Origin of the sequence: Leucobacter insecticola, assembly GCF_011382965.1 — a bacterium.
GTDB lineage: Bacteria > Actinomycetota > Actinomycetes > Actinomycetales > Microbacteriaceae > Leucobacter > Leucobacter insecticola.
In genome coordinates this window covers 1,169,167-1,188,932 of sequence record NZ_CP049934.1, presented here as the reverse complement: position 1 = coordinate 1,188,932, position 19,766 = coordinate 1,169,167, and the positions used below count along the sequence as shown (strand labels likewise).

18 protein-coding genes are annotated in these 19,766 nt (G+C 63.9%); 8 read left to right on the top strand and 10 right to left on the bottom strand.

Annotation, left to right across the window (positions count from 1 at the left end):
* Nucleotides 1-53 precede the first annotated feature (53 nt).
* A complete protein-coding gene (locus tag G7067_RS05410; RefSeq protein WP_166322566.1) occupies nt 54-1,724 on the bottom strand; it encodes an amidohydrolase in 1,671 nt (556 codons plus the stop codon).
* A 196-nt stretch (nt 1,725-1,920) separates the two neighbouring features.
* Here G7067_RS05410 and G7067_RS05405 point away from each other — a divergent pair, with 196 nt between their 5' ends.
* Complete coding sequence (locus tag G7067_RS05405; protein ID WP_166322564.1) at nt 1,921-2,853, top strand: Lrp/AsnC family transcriptional regulator; 933 nt, start codon at nt 1,921-1,923, stop codon at nt 2,851-2,853.
* Here G7067_RS05405 and G7067_RS05400 read toward each other — a convergent pair.
* The 3 genes from G7067_RS05400 to G7067_RS05390 form a co-directional block, all read right to left on the bottom strand.
* Nucleotides 2,837-4,057: an aminotransferase-like domain-containing protein gene (locus G7067_RS05400; RefSeq protein WP_166322562.1), complete on the bottom strand. Its 1,221-nt coding sequence runs from the start codon at nt 4,055-4,057 to the stop codon at nt 2,837-2,839. The two genes, G7067_RS05405 and G7067_RS05400, sit on opposite strands and share 17 nt — an antisense overlap.
* Nucleotides 4,058-4,135: 78 nt before the next feature.
* On the bottom strand, nt 4,136-5,470 hold the full coding sequence (locus G7067_RS05395) for a M20/M25/M40 family metallo-hydrolase (RefSeq protein WP_166322560.1): 1,335 nt from the start codon (nt 5,468-5,470) through the stop codon (nt 4,136-4,138).
* A complete protein-coding gene (locus tag G7067_RS05390) occupies nt 5,467-6,150 on the bottom strand; it encodes a TetR/AcrR family transcriptional regulator (RefSeq protein WP_166322558.1) in 684 nt (227 codons plus the stop codon). The genes G7067_RS05395 and G7067_RS05390 overlap by 4 nt, the downstream gene beginning before the upstream one ends.
* A gap of 185 nt (nt 6,151-6,335) precedes the next feature.
* On the opposite strand from G7067_RS05390, the gene G7067_RS05385 reads away from it, so the two are divergent.
* The 5 genes from G7067_RS05385 (at nt 6,336) to G7067_RS05365 (ending at nt 12,376) form a co-directional block, all read left to right on the top strand.
* Entirely contained in the window at nt 6,336-7,298 is a 963-nt protein-coding gene (locus tag G7067_RS05385; protein WP_166322556.1) for an ABC transporter substrate-binding protein, read from the top strand.
* Between the two features lie 6 nt (nt 7,299-7,304).
* Nucleotides 7,305-8,222 (top strand): amino acid ABC transporter permease, encoded by a 918-nt coding sequence (locus G7067_RS05380; RefSeq protein ID WP_166322554.1) that lies wholly within the window; start codon nt 7,305-7,307, stop codon nt 8,220-8,222.
* Nucleotides 8,222-8,983, top strand: a complete 762-nt coding sequence (locus tag G7067_RS05375) for an amino acid ABC transporter ATP-binding protein (protein WP_166322552.1) — start codon at nt 8,222-8,224, stop codon at nt 8,981-8,983. Before G7067_RS05380 ends, G7067_RS05375 begins: the two co-directional genes overlap by 1 nt.
* 62 nt (nt 8,984-9,045) lie before the next feature.
* A complete protein-coding gene (locus G7067_RS05370) occupies nt 9,046-10,734 on the top strand; it encodes a thiamine pyrophosphate-binding protein (RefSeq protein WP_166322550.1) in 1,689 nt (562 codons plus the stop codon).
* A gap of 64 nt (nt 10,735-10,798) precedes the next feature.
* Entirely contained in the window at nt 10,799-12,376 is a 1,578-nt protein-coding gene (locus tag G7067_RS05365) for an amidohydrolase (protein ID WP_166322548.1), read from the top strand.
* A gap of 189 nt (nt 12,377-12,565) precedes the next feature.
* Here the strand turns inward: G7067_RS05365 and tyrS are convergent, their stop codons facing one another.
* From tyrS to G7067_RS05350, 3 genes are all read right to left on the bottom strand, one after another.
* Complete coding sequence (tyrS, locus tag G7067_RS05360) at nt 12,566-13,879, bottom strand: tyrosine--tRNA ligase (RefSeq protein WP_166322546.1); 1,314 nt, start codon at nt 13,877-13,879, stop codon at nt 12,566-12,568.
* Nucleotides 13,880-13,947: 68 nt separating this feature from the next.
* Complete coding sequence (locus G7067_RS05355; protein WP_166322544.1) at nt 13,948-14,271, bottom strand: type II toxin-antitoxin system RelE/ParE family toxin; 324 nt, start codon at nt 14,269-14,271, stop codon at nt 13,948-13,950.
* Entirely contained in the window at nt 14,268-14,522 is a 255-nt protein-coding gene (locus G7067_RS05350; RefSeq protein ID WP_166322542.1) for an addiction module protein, read from the bottom strand. Before G7067_RS05350 ends, G7067_RS05355 begins: the two co-directional genes overlap by 4 nt.
* Before the next feature lie 137 nt (nt 14,523-14,659).
* On the opposite strand from G7067_RS05350, the gene G7067_RS05345 reads away from it, so the two are divergent.
* Nucleotides 14,660-15,463 carry an ABC transporter ATP-binding protein gene (locus G7067_RS05345; RefSeq protein WP_166322540.1) on the top strand — a complete coding sequence of 268 codons (804 nt, stop codon included), beginning with the start codon at nt 14,660-14,662 and terminating at the stop codon, nt 15,461-15,463.
* Nucleotides 15,460-16,812, top strand: coding sequence for an FtsX-like permease family protein (locus G7067_RS05340; protein ID WP_166322538.1), 1,353 nt, complete (start codon nt 15,460-15,462; stop codon nt 16,810-16,812). The genes G7067_RS05345 and G7067_RS05340 overlap by 4 nt, the downstream gene beginning before the upstream one ends.
* On the opposite strand, the gene G7067_RS05335 is transcribed toward G7067_RS05340, so the two are convergent.
* The 3 genes from G7067_RS05335 to G7067_RS05325 are packed head-to-tail and all read right to left on the bottom strand — an operon-like array spanning nt 16,805 to nt 19,706.
* Entirely contained in the window at nt 16,805-17,395 is a 591-nt protein-coding gene (locus tag G7067_RS05335; RefSeq protein ID WP_166322536.1) for a hypothetical protein, read from the bottom strand. The two genes, G7067_RS05340 and G7067_RS05335, sit on opposite strands and share 8 nt — an antisense overlap.
* The gene (locus G7067_RS05330) at nt 17,392-17,883 is read right to left on the bottom strand and encodes a hypothetical protein (protein ID WP_166322534.1); all 492 of its coding nucleotides are present in this window, start codon (nt 17,881-17,883) and stop codon (nt 17,392-17,394) included. Before G7067_RS05330 ends, G7067_RS05335 begins: the two co-directional genes overlap by 4 nt.
* Complete coding sequence (locus G7067_RS05325) at nt 17,880-19,706, bottom strand: TIGR03767 family metallophosphoesterase (RefSeq protein WP_166322532.1); 1,827 nt, start codon at nt 19,704-19,706, stop codon at nt 17,880-17,882. Before G7067_RS05325 ends, G7067_RS05330 begins: the two co-directional genes overlap by 4 nt.
* Between the last annotated feature and the right edge of the window lie 60 nt (nt 19,707-19,766).

Below are 19,766 nucleotides of genomic sequence, written 5' to 3'. Positions count from 1 at the left end.
GCTCCTTTGCTGAAGGTGAACAGGGGACGAACGGTTGAAAATTGGAGAGTGAGCTAGCGCGCGTAAACCCGCTCGCCGCCGACCCAGGTCTCAGCGACCCCAACGGTCGCAAGATCCGAAACAAACACCACGTACGGATCTTGGTCAAGCACGGCGAAATCGGCGCGCTTGCCTGCTTCGATACTGCCCAGCTCGTCCTCACGGCCGAGGGCGCGCGCCGCAAAAATCGTGTGGGCACGCAGCGCTGTGTCGAGTGAGACCGCGAGGTCATCTGAGCCAAGCTGGGTGCCGCGACGCGTGATCCGCGAGACGGCTGCCTGTACGGCTTCCATCGGGCGGGGATCAGCAACCGGAGCATCTGAAGAGATGGTAACGGGAACACCCGCGCGTTCGAACTCACCCAGCGGGTTGAAGCGCTCGCCCGGAGTGCCGATCGCCTGTTCGACGCCCTCACCCCAGTTGTAGTGGTGCTGCGGCTGGTTGACGGGCATGATCCCGGCGGCGGCCATACGCGTGATCTGATCGGGCGTGGGGAGCCCGCAGTGCTCGATGCGGTGACGGGCATCCGCATCTGGCCGCTCAGCCTGCGCAGCCTCGATCGCGGCAATGACCATCTCAATCGCCGTGGGCGACTGCGAGTGGGTTGCGGTCTGCAGCCCCACCCGGTGAGCCTTCTTGATCAACTCGGTGTAGTCGCCGGGCTCGTGGTAGAGCTGGCCGGTGCGGCAGGGGTCTCCCACGTAGCCGTCTGGGAAGTAGGCGGTCCAGCCGCCGAGCGTGCCGTCAGAGTAGAACTTGATCCCCGCAAAACTCAGGTGCTCGTTGCCGAACTGGCCATGAAGCCCCATCTCGATCGCCTCGTCGAGCAGGTGCGAGAGCAGGTACATGCTGACGCGCACCTTGAGATCTCCCGATTCAGCGAGCCGAAGATACATGTCGAACTCGCGACGACTCACCTGCGCGTCGCCGATCGTGGTGACACCGCCCTCGAGGAAGTTTCGCTGAGCCGCTGCGAGCTGGCGCTTGTGTTCCGCGGGCTCGTCGGCGAGGTGGAAGTTGGGGCCGTGGTGGCCGATCTTCACGCCTTCAAGCCCGGTGAGCACGTTACATGCCGCGTCGGACAGCTCGCCGGTGAGTTCCCCGTCAGCGTCGCGGAAGAACTCACCACCCTTCGGATTCGGAGTGTCGCGGGTGACGCCATGCAGTTCGAAGGTGTAGCTGTTCACTACCCCACCGTGCCCCGAGGCGTTCATCAGGTAGACCTCGCGGTCGGTTGCGACCTCGTCGAGCTCGAAACGAGTGGGGTGGCGGCGCTCGTCGAGGTTGCGCTGTTCATAGCCGTATCCGCGAATCGGACGCCCGGCGGGTATGGTCTTTGCGGCTTCGCGGAGCAGAGCCACAATCTCGGTGATCGATCCGGCCTTATCGGGTCCGCAATCAACCCAGCTCATCATCTGGCCGAGCATCAGCGGGTGTGCGTGGGCATCAATGAAACCGGGCACAACGGTGGCGTCGCCGAGATCAACAAGCTCTACCTCAAGAGCACTCGCGGCCTGCGCGGCAGCGCGGCAGTCGCTGAGTGATCCGACGTGGCGGATCCGGTCATCGATCACCAGAAACGCCTCGGGGGTGGATCCTGTCGCATCGAGCGCGTGAATACGAGCAGCGGTGACGATCTTCGGCGCCGATATCTGCGGGGCCTGGGTGAAAGCGAGCTTGCGCACGAAAGAACTCCTTTGTTGCGGATCGATAAGAGACTACGCAAGTTCTCAGCCATTTGGCGACCAAACATCTGACTAAGGATCTGTATCTTGCAGATATGTCGCTCACCACCGCCAGAATTACATAAATTACCGAAATTGGTGAACAATTCATGTCTTTTTGACACGCAACAGTCCGCAGTTCTGACAGGATTGAAGGGTGGAAAATATTGACGAAGACCTCATCCGAGCACTTCAGCTCGACGGTCGGGCACAGTTCTCTACACTCGCAAACAAACTCGGCGTGCACCGAACGGTTGTCGCACAGCGGGTCAACGAGCTGCTCGCATCCGACGAGATCCGGATCCTCGCCGCCGTACACCCCAGCACCGTCGGCCTTTCCGTGCAGGTGAATCTGCAGCTGCGAATTAGCGGGCCCAGCACGCCGGTGTTTGAGCGGCTCCGCGAGTTCCCGAATGTGGTCTTCCTGTCGGAGCTGAGCGGGCAAACCCAGGCCGTAGTCGAGGTGTGGGCGAGAGATCTCGAGGATGTGGGACGCTCGGTGCGCGAGATCCAGGCGATCGAAGGTGTCGTCGAGGCGCAGCTCGCCATCTACGACCGGGTGCTGCGCCGCCTTCGTCTCGGTGAAGATCCTGAGCCGATCTCTCTGGAGTTCGATGACTTCGATATCGCGCTCATCGCCGAGCTGCAAAACAACGGTCGCCTCACCTTCGGTGAGCTCGCACAGCGTACAGGACGATCTGCATCCGCCTGCCGTACTCGCACACTGCGCCTGCTTGAATCACGGGTGATGCGCATTGGCGCCGTGCGGATCCAGCGAACGGCCACCACGTCGATCCTCTCCGGATTCGGCATCATGCTCACCGGGGAGGAAGACGCGCTCGCATCGGTGGAGAAACTGTTGCTCGAGCTGCCGAGAATCGAGTTCGCGGCGCGCACACTGGGCCGCTACAGTCTTATCGCGACGATTGCCGCTCGATCCCTCGCTGACTTCACTGAGATCGCCCGCAAGATTCGTGCGCACCCGAGTGTGCACCTTCTGGAGACCTGGGTACACGCCCATGTCTGGCTTGAGCGCTACGAGTGGGGCGTGGATCACATTCTGCAGCAGATGACTACCCACGCGAAGTGAGCCTCCGGCTGGCCCGAGCAAGGCGCTCCATTCCCTCCCGAATATTCTCTGGTGATTCGAGCGAGAACGAGAACCGCAGATTGCGCTCGCCCGAGCCATCAGCGAAGAACGCGCTTCCCGAAATAAAGACGACTTTCTCCTCCACAGCGAGCGCGAAGAGGTCATCGGCCGAGTAACCCTCCGGCAGTGTCGCCCAAACGAAGAACCCGCCGCGGGGTGTCGTCCAGCTGCTCCCCTTCGGGAGCACGCCGTCGATCGTCTCGAGCGCGTTCAAGAGCGCGTCGGCACGCTCACGGTAGCGCTCGATTGAACGCCCGAGGGTCGCCCGCCAGTCAAACTTTGTGAGGTATTCAAGGGCAAGATACTGACTCAGCACCGAGGGGTGGATCACCATCGCTTCCGAAAGCAGCTGCAGGCGGGCGCGCACCTCGGCGGGCGCAACCACCCACCCCACCCGGATACCGGGCGAGAAGATTTTGCTCATTGATCCGAGGTAGATCACGTTCTCATCGAAGGATCGGATCGCCGGCACTGCCTGTTCATCGAATGAGATGAGCCCGTAGGGATCGTCTTCGACGATGATGATGCCCGCATCCGAGCAGATGCGGGCAATGCGTTCGCGTCGCTCAGCCGTCAGCCGGACGCCCGAGGGGTTGTTGAAGTTCGGGATCGTGTACAGGAACTTTATGGCGCGCCCCTCGCCTCGCAGCCGCTCGATCCTGGCTTCAAGCACCTCGGGAATGAGTCCGTCATCATCGCAGTCGACGTGCATCACTTCAGCTTCCAGCCCCACGAAGGTGCTGATCGCACCGACGTACGTTGGCGCCTCTGCGAGGATGATATCCCCCGGATTGCAGAACATCGCGGTGACCAGTTCAAGCCCCATCTGCGAGCCGGGGGTGATGAGCACGTCCTCGGCATCCGCGTCGATCCCGGCCTCGGCCATGAGTTCGGTCACCGCGACGCGGAGCTCCTGCAGCCCCGCCCCCGCCCCGTATTGCAGGGAGTCAAGTCCCTGCTCAGCGACGAGGCGGCCAGCCGCCGCCCCCAGTTGGCCGAGCGGGAGCCCGCGAAGGTCGGGGTTACCGCCCGCCAGCGAGATCATGCCGGGCGCTGTCGACACGTCCCATACCGAACGCACCGGAGAGGGTCGGAACCCCGCCGCGCGATCAGCGTAGTTGTCAGCAAAAAGGTTCTGTCGCATCCTGCAGGTCTCCTCGTGTTGGTCTACAAATTGGTGTGCGCAAAGGCGCTGGTACATGCTTGTCGGGGGTTGTGGCTCTCACTGGGAGAGCAGGAGTTCTCGGAGGATCACCGCACCCGTCTCGAGCGAGGCGACGGGCACGCGCTCATCGATGCCGTGAAACATACCGGGGAAGTTGAACCCCGCGGGCAGGCACAGCGGCACAAAGCCGTAGCACCGGATCCCGCGTCGCGAAAGTGCCTTAGCATCGGTCGCTCCGCCGGTCACAAAAGGAATCGCCCGGGCCCCGGGATCAACCGCGGTGATCGCCCGGCACACGGCCGCAACCAGCTCTGTGTCGTACTCGGCGGTAACGCTGGGAGCGCTCTCCCAGCTCACCTCAACGTCGGGCCCGACGAGCTCCGCAAACACCCGATGAAACTCGGTCTCGTACCCCGGCGCGATCCGGCAGTCCACCGTGGCCATCGCGATGCCCGGTACGGTGTTCGTCTTCGATCCCGCATGCACCTGAGTGAGCGCGGAGCTCGTGCGAAATGCGCTGCTGAACATGGGGGCGACCGGCCCGAGTGGCACCAGATCTTGTTCGATGCTCTGCGCCGAGACCGAGCTGCCGAGTGCATCCCCGAGGTGCGTCAGCACGGTGTCCGTCGCGGGATCATTCGCGAGCGGCCAACTGTGCGCGGTGATTCGCGCGAGGGCTGCTGTGAGCCTGGCGAGCGCGCTCTTCGAGTTCGGGATCAGCGATCCGTGTCCCTCGACGCCGCGGGCCCGAAGTGTAGCCCAGGCGACTCCTTTCTCCCCGATTCCGATTGCGTAGTTTCGTCCGGTGGGCGCTTCAAAGGAGAATCCCCCGACCTCACCAATCGCCTCGGTGACGCCGCGAAACAACTCGGGGTGTTCGGCGACGAGATAGGCCATGCCGTCAGCGCCCTCGACCTCTTCGTCGGCGACGAACGCGAGCACGATGTCGCGCCTGGGCTGCCAGCCCTCGATGCCAAGGGAGCGGATGGCTGCGAGCAGCATGCCGATCATGTTTTTCATGTCGACGGCCCCGCGGCCCCAGAGTTCGCCGTCAATGATTTCTCCGCCGAACGGGTCCGCGCGCCAGAGCGCAGGATCGGCCGGCACCACATCGGTGTGCGCGTGGATCAGGAGCGCCGGAGCTGCGGGATCCGTGCCCGCGATCCTCACCACGAGGTTGCCGCGCCCCGGGGTGCGCTCGCACCACTGACCTTCGTAACCAGCTTCGGAGAGCAGTTCGCGAATCAGTTCTGCGCAGCGACTTTCACCGTCGCTGATCGTTGCGGGATCCCCCGTGTTGGTGCTGTCGATCTGGATCAGCGCGGCGGTGATCTCCGCGCTTTCCCTGCGGAGAGTGCCGAGAGGATCCCCGCTAGTTTCATCGGCGGTCATTGACTGCTCGATTCATCGGAAGGCACCGACTCGATGCCGTCCCAGAGCGCCCGCTCATCAATGCGCAACAGGTGCGCCACGAGCCCGTACAGCGTGGTGCGCATGGTCGAGGCACCACCACCGTAGAAGCCGCCAAGTGCCTGCACCGCGAGCCCATCCGCCGCCGCCACAATATAGCTGGCGAGTTGATCCGGGTCGAGATCAGAGGAGATTCGCCCAGTGTCCCGCGCGCCCTCCAGCGCGGTCACGAACAGCGAACGCCACAGCTGGAGCGCAACCGCAATGGTATTTTGCACCTCGACGTTGCGCGGAGCCACCGCGTAGGCCTGCACCCAGAACCCCCAGGCATCGGCGAAGGACTCTTCGCCCTCAACCGCGAAGTTTAGCAGCTCTCCGATCCGATGAATCGGGTCGGTCACCACCTCCGAGACGCGCTGCCACTCATCCGTGGCCTGTTCACTCCGGTAGGCAATGCTCGCGAGCACGAGCGCATCCCGAGTTTGGAAGTGGTGCTGGATCATTCCGATGCTGCACCCGGCCGCACTGGCGACGGCGGTCAGCGAACAGCCGTCCACTCCCCTCACCGCAATCACTTGCGAGGTCTGCTGCAGAATTCGGTTGCGCAGCCGAGCGATCGCCTCGTCGGTGACGGCGTGGGTGCGTGCGCGAGTTTCACTCATTCTTTTCCTTTGAGCAGGCCAAACCGGTTTGGCTCAATGGTGCGTGTCCGAGGTGCGCGACGCAAATTTCACGAGGCAATTGCAACTTTGGACTGCCCGATCTATGATCTTCAAGTAAGAATAATAAGAGATTATTATTTTGGCAAGGTCAAATGGCAAGGTCATGTTGTCGAAGGAGACACATTATGAAAACCGTTCCAACTATCTCGCGCTTCGCAGGCATCGCCGCGGGGGCACTGCTTTTCTCGGGCCTTGTTGCCTGCTCCAATACCGACGAGCCCGCGAGCACAGATGGCTCTTCTGAGAACGCGGAAGCGGCGCTCGGCACCGGCGGCCGCGAGATCGCCGAGGCAGTGAAAGAGGATCCCGCAGTCGCGGCGCTCGTCCCCGAGGCGATCCGCGGCAAGGGAACCCTCAAGCTCGTGACCGATCCGACCTACGCACCCATCGACTTCACCGATGACGCCGGCAACATCGTTGGCCTCGAACCCGACTTTGCACTCGCCACCGCTCGCAGAATGGGCCTCGAAATCGACAACAGCAAGGCCGACTTCAACGGCATCATCGCGGGCCTCGAGTCCAACCGCTACGACGCATCATGGGCTGCCTTCAGCATCACGCCGGATCGCACCGCCGTCGTCGACATGGTCAGTTTCATGAACGCCGGCACCGCCGTTATGACCCAAAAGGGCAAAGAGGGCGAAATCAAGAGCGAGGAAGACCTCTGCGGTCTGACGATCGCGGTGCAGACGGGAACGACCCAGGCACTCGAGGTCATGCCAAAGTTCGAGCAGATGTGCAAGGACAAGGGCCTCGCAGCGATCGATCCACTGGTCGTGCCGCAGCAGGACAGTGCCAACCAGTCCGTCACCTCCGGACGCGCGCAGGCGATGATCGCTGACAACTCGCTGGTCGCCTACTACTCGCAGATCAAGCCGACCGTCTACGCGGCAGTTCCCGGGATCCTGGTCGAGCCCGCTCTGATCGGGGTCGCGATGCCCCGCATCGATGACAGCCGCCTCGCCGAGGCATACCGCGCAGCGATCCAGTCGCTTATCGACGACGGCACCTACCAGGAGATCCTGGAGGCGTGGAGCCTCGGCGACACCGCAATTGAGACCGCCGAGATCAACCCGACCATCGGATAACCGGTCATGACCGTTCTTCCTGATCACACAGCGGGGCCGCAAACCACCTCGGTGTCAACCGATTTTCTGGCACTCACCGAACGCCCGGTCATCAAGCGCAAGAACATCGGCCAGATTATCGGCGTCATCGTCGTGGCCTACGCCCTTGTGCTCGTCGCAATCACCGCGGTTACCAACCCCGGGTTCGGCTGGCCCACGGTCGCCAAGTACCTCTTTGACCTGAGAATCCTTGACGGCCTGGTAGTCACGCTTGAGCTCACCGCTCTCGCGATGGTGCTCGGCTTTATCGTTGGGCTCCTGCTCGCGGTGATGCGAATGTCGCCGAACTGGTTGATCCGAGGCGTCGCCGGTGCGTACATCTGGTTCTTCCGCGGCACACCGCTGCTGGTGCAGCTGCTGTTCTGGGGTTTTGCGGCGATCCTGTTCCCAACGATCGCTCTCGGTGTGCCGTTTGGTCCGACATTCATTGAGTGGGACACCAACACGGTGATCTCCCTGTTTACCGCCGCGGTGCTCGGGCTTGGCCTCAACGAGGCAGCATACATGGCTGAGATCGTGCGCGGTGGAATCCTGTCCGTACCGGCGGGGCAGGCCGAAGCGGCCCGGGCAATGGGCTTCAGTCACACCTCAACGCTGCGGCACATCGTAATCCCGCAGGCTATGAAGGTGATCATCCCTCCCGTCGCGAACAACGTCATCTCAATGCTCAAGACCACCTCGCTGGTGATCGTGCTGGGCGTAGGTGATCTGCTGTACAACACGCAGCAGATCTACGCGAAGAACCTCGAACAGATCCCTCTGCTCATCGTCGCAAGCATCTGGTACATCCTGTTGACCTCGATCCTCACCTATGTGCAGAGCCTGCTCGAAAAGCGCTTCTCACGCGGCGCCGCCGGCACCATCGCCAAGAAGGGAACACGCTGATGTCAAAGGTCAACTTTCTCAACGTGCACAAGAGCTTCGGCGATGTCGAAGTGCTCAAGGGCATCAATCTCACGGTCGAACCCAGCAAGGTTGTGTGCCTGATCGGGCCATCCGGATCCGGTAAGTCAACACTGCTGCGCTGCGTCAACCACCTCGAAACCGCCACAGCGGGTGCGATTCTGGTTGACGGTCAGATGATGGGCTACAACGTTCGCGGCGATCGGCTGGTCGAGGCGAGCGAGGCGGAAATCAATAAGCGCCGCGAAGACGTGGGCATGGTGTTTCAGTCCTTTAACCTGTTTGGTCACATGAGCGCACTCGAAAACGTCATGTTCGGGCCCATGCGTCTCAAGAAGATCTCCCGCTCGGTTGCACGGGAACAAGCGGTAGCCCTGCTCACCAAAGTGGGCCTCGGCGATCGCCTGGAGAACTACCCCTCACAGCTCTCGGGCGGCCAGCAGCAGCGCGTCGCAATTGCTCGCGCGCTCGCCATGGAGCCGAAGGTGATGCTCTTTGACGAGCCCACCTCCGCGCTCGACCCCGAGCTTGTCGGCGAGGTGCTCGAGGTGATGCGCGAACTCGCGCGCTCCGGCATGACCATGATCGTCGTGACTCACGAGATGAGTTTTGCCCGTGAAGTGGCCGACGAAGTGGTGTTTATGGACGGCGGCGTCATCGTGGAGCGTGGGGAGCCCGAAGCACTGCTTTCAAACCCTCAACACGAGCGAACAAGGTCGTTTCTGTCGCGCGTTGCTCGCTGACACTCTCGACCAAACACTGACAATGACGGATGTTCTCCGTCGCCAAAGGAAACCTCACAGCAATGAACGCATCAAAGCACTCACGCCCCGGGCATCCCGCGAATCCCGTGCCGGAAGTACCGGCCACAGAAAGGGCCGCGGCACTTGCCGCCGGGGTTGATCCCGACAACGTCGGCTTCGCCGTACTGCAGCTCATTCAGGCGTACGGAGTCGATACGGTATTCGGCATTCCGGGCACCCACAATTTGGAGTTCTACCGCCATCTCAACAGGCTCGGGATCCACGCGGTCACCTCGCGGCACGAACAGGGCGCCGGCTACGCGGCCGATGGCTGGTCACAGCGCACGCGGCTTCCGGGTGTGGTCATCACCACCTCGGGACCGGGGCTACTCAATGCGCTCTCTGCGGCGGGCACCGCGTACTGCGAGTCGCGCCCGATGCTGATCCTGGCTCCCGGAGTCGCTCGTGGCGCGGAGTTCGCCGACATCGGCGCCCTCCACGAGACCAAAGACCAGCGTGCGGCGGCGGCGGCCATCGTCGAGTGGGCGCGACGGGTAGACACCGCGCAGGAGGCAGTAGATGCGGTGCACGACGCCTTTGAGCTGTTTCGCACGGGCCGCCCCCGTCCGGTGTACATCGAGATTCCCCTCGATGTACTCGAGGCGGCGGCCGAGGTGGATCCCGCGTCGCTCCTCCCCCGACCGGCACCAGCGCCGCAGCCCGCGGAGGAGTCTGCCGTTGCCGCGGCAGCTAAAGTCTTGCTCGCCGCAAAGCGTCCCGCGATCCTCGCCGGCGGCGGTGCGATCCCCGGGGCTGCGGCCCTGCGCGAGCTGGCCGAACGGTTGGGTGCACCGGTCGTAACCAGCCTCAATGGGAAAGGTGTGTTGCCCGAATCCCACCCACTCTCCCTCGGCTCCGAACTGCGCTTGGAGACCGCCCGAGAGGTGCTCAATAACTCTGATGCGCTTCTGGTTGTCGGCTCAAAAATCGGTGAGTCTGAGCTGTGGGGAGGCCAGGTCGCAACGCAGGGCGACGTGATCCGAGTCGACATCCTCGCATCGCAGCGCGACAAGAACCTCGCAGCGACACATGCTCTCATCGGAGACTCTGCGGTTGTGCTCCCGCAGCTCGTGAGCGCCCTCGGCTCAGGATCCGCTGCCCCCGCACTGGATCTCGATGCGGTGCGCGCAGCCTCTCGCGCAGAGGGGGCAGCATTTGCTCCGCTCGAATCAAAGGTGGCAGAGCGCATCGCGCGGGCACTTCCCTCTGATGCAATCGTGACGGGAGACTCCTCTCAAATCACCTACTATGGCATGACCAGCGCAGTGCGTGCCGAGCAGCCCGGGTCGTTCATGTACATGGCGGCCTACGCGACGCTCGGCTACGGCCTCCCCGCGGCAATCGGGGCGAAACTCGCTTCTCCCGAGCGCCCCGTTGTGGGGGTCATCGGGGACGGCGCGCTCATGTTCTCCGTGCAGGAGTTTCAGACCGCGATCGAGCAGGGCATCGACATTACGATCGTCTGCGTCGACAACGGTGGCTACGGTGAGATCCAACAGAACGAGGCCGACCGCGGGATCGCGCCCGTCGGAGTCGTGCTCTCGCAACCCGACTGGGCCAAGCTCGTCGACGCCTTTGGCGGCACCGGCTTCTCGGTGCGCGCCGCAAACGATCTGGAATCAGTATTGGAGCAGGCGATCTCGCACACGGGAGTCTCCCTTGTACATGTGCCGCTGAGGCTCTTCGCATAGTTCAGCTGCGTTGATCCCGGGCCACCCCGACATTACAACTATGAAGAAAAGACAAGGAACACGCATGACACACGCAAGGGACACCGCACTGACCACTGCAGCAAAAGCCACGGCGGCGGCATGGATCGAGGCCAACCTCCAACGACTCACTGAGTGGCACACCCAAATTTGGGAGTTCGCGGAGCCAGCCTGGCGCGAATATCGCTCAGTCAACTGGTACGTCGAACGGCTGCGGGACGAGGGCTTTGAGGTCGAGGCCGGCTCAGGTGGCATGCCCACCGCTTTCAGTGCTGAGTGGTCGAATGGCGACGGCCCCACTGTGCTGAGCTACGCGGAGTACGATGCGGTGCCCGGCAACAACCAGGCCGCAACCACGAGGGAACAACCCGCCGAGGGCCTCAGCCGTTTCGCACCCGGACACACCGATCCCCACTCCGTACTCGGAATCTCGACGCTCGCGGGGCTGCTCGCTACGCAGCACGCAATGCGCGAGCACGGCGTCTCCGGAACACTCAAGTACACGGGCGAGCCCGCGGAAAAGATGCACGGATCCAAGGTGGTGCACGGCATCAAAGGATACTACGACGGGGTCGACGCAATCGTCAGCTTCCATCCTTTCTACATGCTGCCGCTGTGTAACACCGCCCGCTGGGACACTCAGTGCGGCGCGTATTACAGCAAGGTTTACACCTTTACCTGTGACAGCGCCGAAACTTGGCAGATCGCGGCCGATCCCAATTCCCCGATCCCCGCATCGCACTCGGCTGCTCGCGCTCCGGGCGCGAACGTGGCACTCATGCAGATGTACACGGCCTCACGGGTGATGCAGGACGCGATGCTTCCGAGTGTCGGCGGCTGGAGCATCTCCGACGCGATCCTAAGCGACGGCCAGGCCACTGCCGACAATTTGCCAGCCCGCGTGGCGCGCATTCAGTTCTCGTGGCGCACCCCCGACATTGCAATGGCGGAGCACGTACTCACGGTACTTGACCGCAACGCCCGGCTGGCTGCAGAGATGGCTCACTGTGAGCTCAACGATCGCTGGATCGCGCGCAGCAGGCCGGGGCGCACCAACCACGTCTTGGCCGAGGTGCTCTACGCAAATCTTGAGGCGATCGGCGCCCCAATCTACGGTCCCGAAGCAATCAAGATTGCACAGGAGATTCAGCAAAACCTGGGCCTCGAACCTACAGAGCGCCCCTTCCTTGCTGAGACCGAACAGCTGATCACTCCACAGGATGCGGAGCGCGCGCTCCGCGAGCACATGCCCGCCTGGCAGCTCAACTGGACGAGCGATGACTACGTCGAGATGACGCACTACGCTCCCACCGTACGGTTCTACGTGTCGCGCCCCGCGCTGCAGCCGGTGCCGGGGCGCGGGGCGTACCCCGCCTGGGTCATGAACGCTCTCGGCGGCATCCCCGAGACAATCAGCCCGACGATCGATGTTGCGGGCAACACCGTTGCGGGCACGTTCCTCGATCTGCTAACCCGCCCGGAGCTGCTGGCGGCGGCAAAGCTGGAATTCGATGAGCGCTCAGCCGCCGATCCGATGCCCGTGCTGCTGCCCGAAGATTTCGAAGCACCCATCGATCTCCCCTGGCCCGACTACCGGGGCAGGGAGGACGCTCGGATCTGGTAGCAAGCCGTCGGGGATTACGCCGCCGAATTTGCGCCTCATCACCGGACTTGCGGTCAGGGACTACCAGTTCGGTGATGAAGTGCAGGCTCGGTGTAGAGGCTCTGCCAGGCAGGGCCTTCGCTCGCACACCCCCAGTCATGAACTGAGTAACGAAGGGTTTTGGGCCGTGCGAGCCAGGTTGCGGGCATGCTACGCCCTCACTCCAGCAAGAGTCTTCTTGCCGCGGCGCAGCACCGCGAACTTGCCGTGCAGCAGATCCTCGGCGGCGAGCACCTGATCCCGAGCCTCGACGGCAACGTTGTTCACGTAGACACCGCCCTGCGCGATGGCGCGGCGGGCCTCGCCCAGGCTCTTCACGAGCCCCGCATCAACCATCAGCTGCGCGATCGACGCGCCTGCGACACCCGGAGCGCGCGGCAGCTCAGTGAGCGCGGCTTCGAGGGTGGCGGCATCGAGCGCACCGAGATCACCCTGCCCGAACAGCGCACCCGAGGCGTCGATAGCGCCCTGCGTTGCCGCGGCGCCGTGTACAAGCGTCGTCACCTCAAGCGCGAGGCGCTTCTGCGCGGCACGCTTGAACGGCTCCTCTTCCACCTGGCGGGCGTAGTCTTCGATCTCGGCACGCGACAGGAACGTGAACACCTTCAGACGATCCACCACGTCGGCGTCGGCCTGGTTCAGCCAGAATTGGTAGAACGCGTAGGGTGAGCACATCTCGGCGTCAAGCCAGATCGCATTGCCCTCGCTCTTGCCGAACTTGGTGCCGTCAGCATTGGTGATCAGCGGCGTGCCGATAGCGTGGACGGATGTGCCCTCGACCTTGCGGATCAGGTCCGTGCCGCTGGTCAGGTTGCCCCACTGATCGCTGCCACCCGTCTGCAACACACAGTCGTATTGCCGGTTGAGCTCGAGGAAGTCGAAACCCTGCAGCACCTGGTAACTGAACTCGGTGTAGCTGATGCCCTCGTCGGAGTTCAGGCGCGCGGCGACCGCGTCCTTTTTCAGCATCGTGCCGACACGGAAGTGTTTGCCAACCTCGCGCAGGAAATCGATCGCCGACAGCGGCGCGGTCCAATCGAGGTTATTGACCAGGCGCACTGCGTTCTCGCCCTCACCCGACAGAAACGTCGAGACCTGCCCCTGCAGCCGCGCAACCCACTCTGCGACCGTGTCGCGGCTGTTCAGCGTGCGCTCGGCGGTTGGGCGCGGGTCGCCAATGAGCCCGGTGGATCCGCCGACAAGACCAAGCGGCTTGTGCCCCTTCAGCTGCAGACGACGAAGCAGCAGCAGCTGCACAAGATTCCCCAGGTGCAGGCTCGGCGCTGTCGGATCAAAGCCGCAGTAATACGTGAACGGCTCGCCCTCAAGCAGTGTCGACAACGCCTCAGCATCGGTCGACACGTGGATCAGCCCTCGCCACTCCAGCTCGTCCCACAGGGTGGCGAAGCTGTCGTCGTTCTTCTGGGCTGACAGGATCTCTGCGCGTTCATTGTTTACAGACACGCATCGATCCTACCCGCTGCCTCGAACCATGCCGCTGCACCCCTCCCGAGACTTTGCGACACACGACACTAGAACCGGTCTGCGTAGCGGGCACGCCAGTAGGAAGGTTCACGTTTGATGTGGGCGTAGGCAAGCACAGTCACCCGGTCTTCGGTGGTGTAATACACAACTCGGAACGGGAAACTGCGCAAAGCCCGGCTGCGCACAAGGGGCAGTTCGTCCCACCCAGGAAACTCCGGGCTTGCAAATGGCCAGTCAGAAATCGCTGCAATCGCATCGCCTATTTGCCCAAGAAACTCCTCCGCGAGGCCAACGCTTCTGGCCCCGTACCAGTCGGCAGCGGCCTCAAGCTCAGCGTCCGCTTTAGGGTGAACACGACGTTGCCGTTTCACCCGAACTGTGTCGCAATCTTGGCGCGGATCCTGGCGAGGGACTCATCGAGGTCGAGGAGCTCAACCTCACCGCCCTCAACCTCGGCCACGCGCCCTCGAAGTTCAGATCGCCAAGCAGCCTCAATTTCGACTTCGTCATGCTCAACAGGCTCGGGATCGAGGCTCTGCAGGCCACGATGAATAACCTCGGCGCGGTCTTCGGAATCGAGCGCGAGCAACGCCCTCTCGACTTCAAGCGCCCTGGAGTTCATACCACCAAGAGTACCCCGAGTATCTGATCAGCGTTAGAGCTTCGGCCAAGTAATCGGATGCCAGAATCAGACCGCGGTGCAACGCTGCGGTACCGCGGGGCGATCCCGAATCGCGCAAATCAGGCGAGGGTGGGAGCATGAACACTCACCCAGCACAGCAACCGCCCCTGTCCCCACCCGCATTCGCGCCGACAGCCACCCCCGCCACGGTGCTGTATGCCAGCCACCTCACCAAACAGTACGGCTCCACCCGCGCGCTTGACAGCGTCTCACTGACCTTCACCGAAGGCACCTCAACCGCGATCATGGGAACCTCCGGATCGGGCAAAACGACCCTGCTGCATCTCCTCGCGGGGATCGTCACTCCCGACTACGGCTCCGCGCACTATGCCGGCGCCGAGATCAGTGCGCTCTCAGACACCGAGCGCAGCCGCCTCCGCCGCGAGCACTTCGGCTTTGTGTTCCAACAGGGACTCCTGGTGCCGGAGCTGACCGCTGTCGAGAACGTTGCACTCGCGCTGATGATCAACGGCATGCCGAAGCGTCAGGCGGTGGGTCCGGCGGCACAGTGGCTTGCGGCGCTCGGCTTGGGCGGGCTTGAGAATCGCCGCATTGGTGAGCTGTCCGGCGGCCAGGCGCAGCGGGTCGCGATTGCCCGGGCGCAAGTTACCGGCGCGCGGATCGTGTTCGCCGACGAGCCAACCGGAGCGCTCGACTCCACGACCTCTGCCGAAGTCATGGACGCCCTCCTCGGATCAACGGTTGGTCAGGGGCGCACCCTGGTGGTCGTGACGCACGATCCCTCGGTCGCCGCCAAGTGCCAGCGGGTGGTCACGCTGAGTGACGGCAAGATAATGAGTGACGTCTGGAACGCTGGCGGCCCCGCGCACACTGGGAACCCCGTACCATCCGCCTCACCGGAAACAGAGGCGGTCCGATGATCCTCAAGGTACTCCCCCTCCTGTCACGCCCCAGCCGGCAGGGAGCAAGCGCGATCCTGCTCCCCGGCTTCGCGTTTCTCGCGGTAACGGCGCTGCTTGCGATCGTGATCGGCGGCGCGCAGACGTTCTGGAGCTACACCGACGAGCTGGCTGGGATCTACATCGCCTGTGCCGTCATCGCGCTCGCCCTCCTCGTCATGCCGCTCCTCTCCCTCGGCGCGGCTGCGGCCAGGCTGTCGGCCAGGCGCCGCGATGACCGCCTCGCGATCCTGCGCCTCCTCGGGGCGACCGGCCGCTCCACCGCCGGGCTCGCCGTGATCGAGGCGAGCGGTATCGCGTTCCTCGGCGCCTTACTCGGCGTCGCGGTGGCCTACGCGGTGTCTCCGCTCGTGGGGCTCATCCAGTTCCGCGGCGAAGCCCTCGGCGCGTCCGGCGTCGCGCTCCCACCGTGGGTCGCGGCAGTGCTGGTGGCAGGCGTCACCCTCGTGGCGGCGGCCAGCGCGCTCCTCAGCCTGCGCCGCGTCATCATTTCCCCGCTCGGGGTCGCGATAAAGCAGTCGGCGCCCAAGGCCCCGTGGTTGCAGGCACTCATCGCGGTCGCCGCGATTCTGGTGGTGTCGATGGTGATCAATGGCATCACCGCGTTCAACGGCTTCGGCGCGATGGTGGCGGCGCTCGGGATCAGCTTCGCCGTCACGCTCTTCGCGATCGACCTGATCGGCGCGTGGGTACTGTCGATGTTTGGGAAATTCAAGGCACGGCGCGCACGAACACCCGCCGATCTCCTCTCAGCGCGGCTCATCCTAGAGTCTCCACGGGCCGCCTGGAGACAGGTCTCCGGCGTTGCGATGTCGAGCTTCATGGCGGTGTTTGCCGGATCCGGAATCGCGCTCATCAGCGCGGTCGAGAACGATTCCGGCACGGCGCAGCCCACGGAAAGCGGCCCAGCACTCGAGCAGTACCTGTTCGGCGACATCGGCACCGGCGTCGCGATCACGGTGCTCGGCACCTTCCTGATGGTCGCCTGTTCCGTCGCGGTCAATCAGGCGGCGCAGATCCTGGATCGACGCGACGTGTCTCGCTCCCTCGACATCTTCGGCGCACCGCTGGCGGTGCAGGATCAGGCCCGCAGGCGAGCCACCATGTTGCCATTGCTCCTCGCATCGGTGGGATCCGCGGTGCTCGCGGCGGCGCTCCTGCTGCCCCTCGTTGGCATGGCGATCATCCTCGCGCCGCTGTCACTCGCGACAACACTGATGAGCATCGTGGCCGGGATCCTGGTCGTCGTCGCCACACTCTTCGCGACCCGGCCGCTGCTGCGCCAGGTGGTGCGCAGAGCCGCTACCTGAACGCCCGGCTCAGGATCGCGTCCCAGCCCTTGAGCACGCGGAACTGCACGATCCCGAACACCACCCACCAGGCGAAGGCACCAATCACCCCGGCGCCAACAAGGCCGAGGGCCGTGCCGAGCACCCACACGCCCGTGCACATCAGCAGGCTCAGCACGAGCCAGCCGAACGCCCGCCAGGGGGCTCGGCCCCAGATCCTGCCGAGGTCAGCCCAGGGACGTTTCGTGGCAACGGTCATCAGCACGGGTGGCATCAGCGCCACCACGAGCGCGCCGAAAGGATAAGCGACCAGCAGCGCACTGATCACGAGCACACAGGCGAGCGAGCACAGGATCAAGATCGCGCCCGGACCACGAAACCTCTCGACCGATCCCGCGGCCACCCACGACGCGGTCACGGCGAGCACGAGCACGACGAGGAGACCCGAGAGAATCGCGGCGAGCGGGGCACCGCCGAAGCCGGCAAGGGCCGTCTGCAGCAGGGCGGCCACGGTGATGAGCACGCCACCCACCGGGGGCAGCGGCTTGGGCTGAGCATCTGTGTTGGTGCCAGTTTTCACGTCGGCTTCTGTGTCTGCGCTCACGGTGCGCCCGCCTTTCCGCCGTCGGCAGCTTCGCTCAGCACGTCTTCGATCAGCCCTGAATAGACGACGCGATCCGCGACACTGATCTCTACAGATTCAGGATCCGCCCCCGCCGACTGCGATTTCACCGGTTCGCCGTCGACGGTCTCACCGAGGCAGGCCACCGTCGAATCGTCATCCGCTACGCACTCGGGCACCTCGAGAAACACGGTCCCGTCCGCCACCAAGAAGTCGATCGTCGCGATCCGCACCGTCGAGGCGCGATCCCCACTCACCGGCGCAAGCCCCTCCGACAGCGTCAGCCCCGAGATCCCGAGCAGCACGGCTCCCGCGGCTGCGAGCACCGCCACCAGAGACAGGATGACGCGGCGGGCGGGCGTTGAATGCGGCACTTTTTCGGCGACCGCGACGAGCGCGCGGATCGGCCAGGAGGCGCGCTGCTGAGCGCTTCGCTGTTCGCTGCTCTGTTCGCTCATCTGCTCGTTCACCCCCCAACCGCCTTCTCCTGCGCGGTAATCCGGGCGATGTGTGTCATGCGTTCCTTTTCGATCATCGCATCGCTGAAGCCGTCGAGCGGAAACGGCGCCGGCAGCAAGAGCTCGGTATTGCGGTCGAGTGGGGATCCACGGCGCATCAGCGGCTCCGCGATCCAATCGTTGAGCGAGAGTTCTCTGCTGCGGGCGGCGAGATCAGCGGCGGACCCGTCACCGGTCGGCGTGGCAGGCGAGGCGTGATCGATCACGGTCGTGAACAGGGACAGCGTGCCATCGCGATTGTCCATGATCTCAATGGTCTGTTGCTGCTGCGGGAAGTCGATGCACGACGCGGTCGTGATCTCCCAGAAACCACCCGGCTGCGCCGATTCGTCCGTCCCCGAAGCAGCTCGCGTGTGCGCCAGAATCTCGTTGATGTGCGTGTGCCCGTTGAGCCACGCGATCACTACCGGGTGCTTTAGGAGCAGCTCGAGCAGATCCTTGGAGAAGTAGAGCCGCCCGGTTTCGCCGGGCTTTCGCGAGGGATTATCGAGCGTGTGGCTGTTGTGGTGGGACGCGATCAGGATCAGCTTGCCCTCCCGCTCGGCCTGCCTCAGCTCCTGCCCGAGCCACTCGAACTGCGCCTCGGAAACCGCGCCGTCGGGCCCCGCCACCGTGTTGCAGGTGTCGAGTCCAAGGAGCCGCACCGATCCGCTGAGGTCCGCCTTCCACCAGGTCTCGCCGCTGCGCAGGTTCTCCTCGGTAAAGCCGTGACCGACGGGGCCTGGCGCAGCGGGCGAGTTGAAGTGCTCGGCCATGAACTCGCGACTGTCGTAGAGACGCCGTTTGGGGTTTGCGGGCACCGCGTTCATGCCGACAGCACCGAACAGGTCCCGGATCGATCCTGCGCCCTGAGTGAGCGCGCCGTTTTGCGCGGAGTACTCGTTGAGCATATTGGCGAGGGTGGTGGTCATCTCGAAAGACTTGCGACTTCCCACCGCCATCTGCCGCATCTGATCCGTGACGCCGAAGGTGCCGTAGAACATGGCGTCGTGGTTGCCAAACACCGTGTACCACGGCATTGGCAGTCCGATCGAAGTGATCTTCTGACTCACCGCCTGCTGCAGCAACTCTGGGAGCTTCGGGAAACCGTACTTCGCGAAGTCACCGCCGTCGGGGTTGCCGGGATGATACGCCCACGGGGCCTCCTCCCACACCTGCACACCGTGGTAGTCGTCGCCAGCGGATCCGGGATCAATCTCGCCGCCGTCGAGCAGGTCGATGTACCAGCGGAGCTCCAGCTCTGAAAGCATGTCGGTGCTGTCGCCGGTGACGATCGCGGCAGCAATGGGTGCGCCGGTGAGCGGGCTGTAGCGCGCGATGTAGTAGCCCTCGACCATCTGCGAAACGACAGCGGCGGTGAGGGTTTCCTGCGGACGAAACGCGCCGGCCCAGGTGCCGTGATTCAGGTCGATCAGCGGTTCCAAACGGCACGGAGTCTGCGCATCGATGAGGTGCAGATCAGACAGGTGCGCCATGTACAGGAGCGAGCGGCGGGCCGCAGTGCGGGCGGGATCCGGCTCTGTGCCCAAGATGTCGAGGCGCGGCAGATACGGTTCCCCCGGTCCCGTTGTGATCGCACGGTAGCTGCCCTGCAGCACCGGACCGCGCACGAAGGTCTGTTCGAGCGTGGAGGGTGCGTCGCCCAGCGGCAGGCCGTTTTCGATCGCTTCGAGCCGTTTCACGGTCTGTCTGCCGAACGCATCTACCTCGATGCCGGCGACTGCGGCGAGCGCGCCGATCCCGGCTATGAAGCCGCGCCTGCTCAGTCCCGCCACTGTGACTCCTTACGCCGCCTGTCGCTCACTGCCACCACTGCCGCTTGGTATTCCAAACCT

What these genes read in the sequence shown, in the direction of transcription:
- G7067_RS05400 (WP_166322562.1), bottom strand. Translation starts at nt 4,057, where the DNA reads ATGCGACAGAACCTTTTTGCTGACAACTACGCTGATCGCGCGGCGGGG.
- G7067_RS05395 (WP_166322560.1), bottom strand. Translation starts at nt 5,470, where the DNA reads ATGACCGCCGATGAAACTAGCGGGGATCCTCTCGGCACTCTCCGCAGG.
- G7067_RS05390 (WP_166322558.1), bottom strand. Translation starts at nt 6,150, where the DNA reads ATGAGTGAAACTCGCGCACGCACCCACGCCGTCACCGACGAGGCGATC.
- G7067_RS05385 (WP_166322556.1), top strand. Translation starts at nt 6,336, where the DNA reads ATGAAAACCGTTCCAACTATCTCGCGCTTCGCAGGCATCGCCGCGGGG.
- G7067_RS05380 (WP_166322554.1), top strand. Translation starts at nt 7,305, where the DNA reads ATGACCGTTCTTCCTGATCACACAGCGGGGCCGCAAACCACCTCGGTG.
- G7067_RS05375 (WP_166322552.1), top strand. Translation starts at nt 8,222, where the DNA reads ATGTCAAAGGTCAACTTTCTCAACGTGCACAAGAGCTTCGGCGATGTC.
- G7067_RS05370 (WP_166322550.1), top strand. Translation starts at nt 9,046, where the DNA reads ATGAACGCATCAAAGCACTCACGCCCCGGGCATCCCGCGAATCCCGTG.
- G7067_RS05365 (WP_166322548.1), top strand. Translation starts at nt 10,799, where the DNA reads ATGACACACGCAAGGGACACCGCACTGACCACTGCAGCAAAAGCCACG.
- G7067_RS05350 (WP_166322542.1), bottom strand. Translation starts at nt 14,522, where the DNA reads ATGAACTCCAGGGCGCTTGAAGTCGAGAGGGCGTTGCTCGCGCTCGAT.
- G7067_RS05345 (WP_166322540.1), top strand. Translation starts at nt 14,660, where the DNA reads ATGAACACTCACCCAGCACAGCAACCGCCCCTGTCCCCACCCGCATTC.
- G7067_RS05340 (WP_166322538.1), top strand. Translation starts at nt 15,460, where the DNA reads ATGATCCTCAAGGTACTCCCCCTCCTGTCACGCCCCAGCCGGCAGGGA.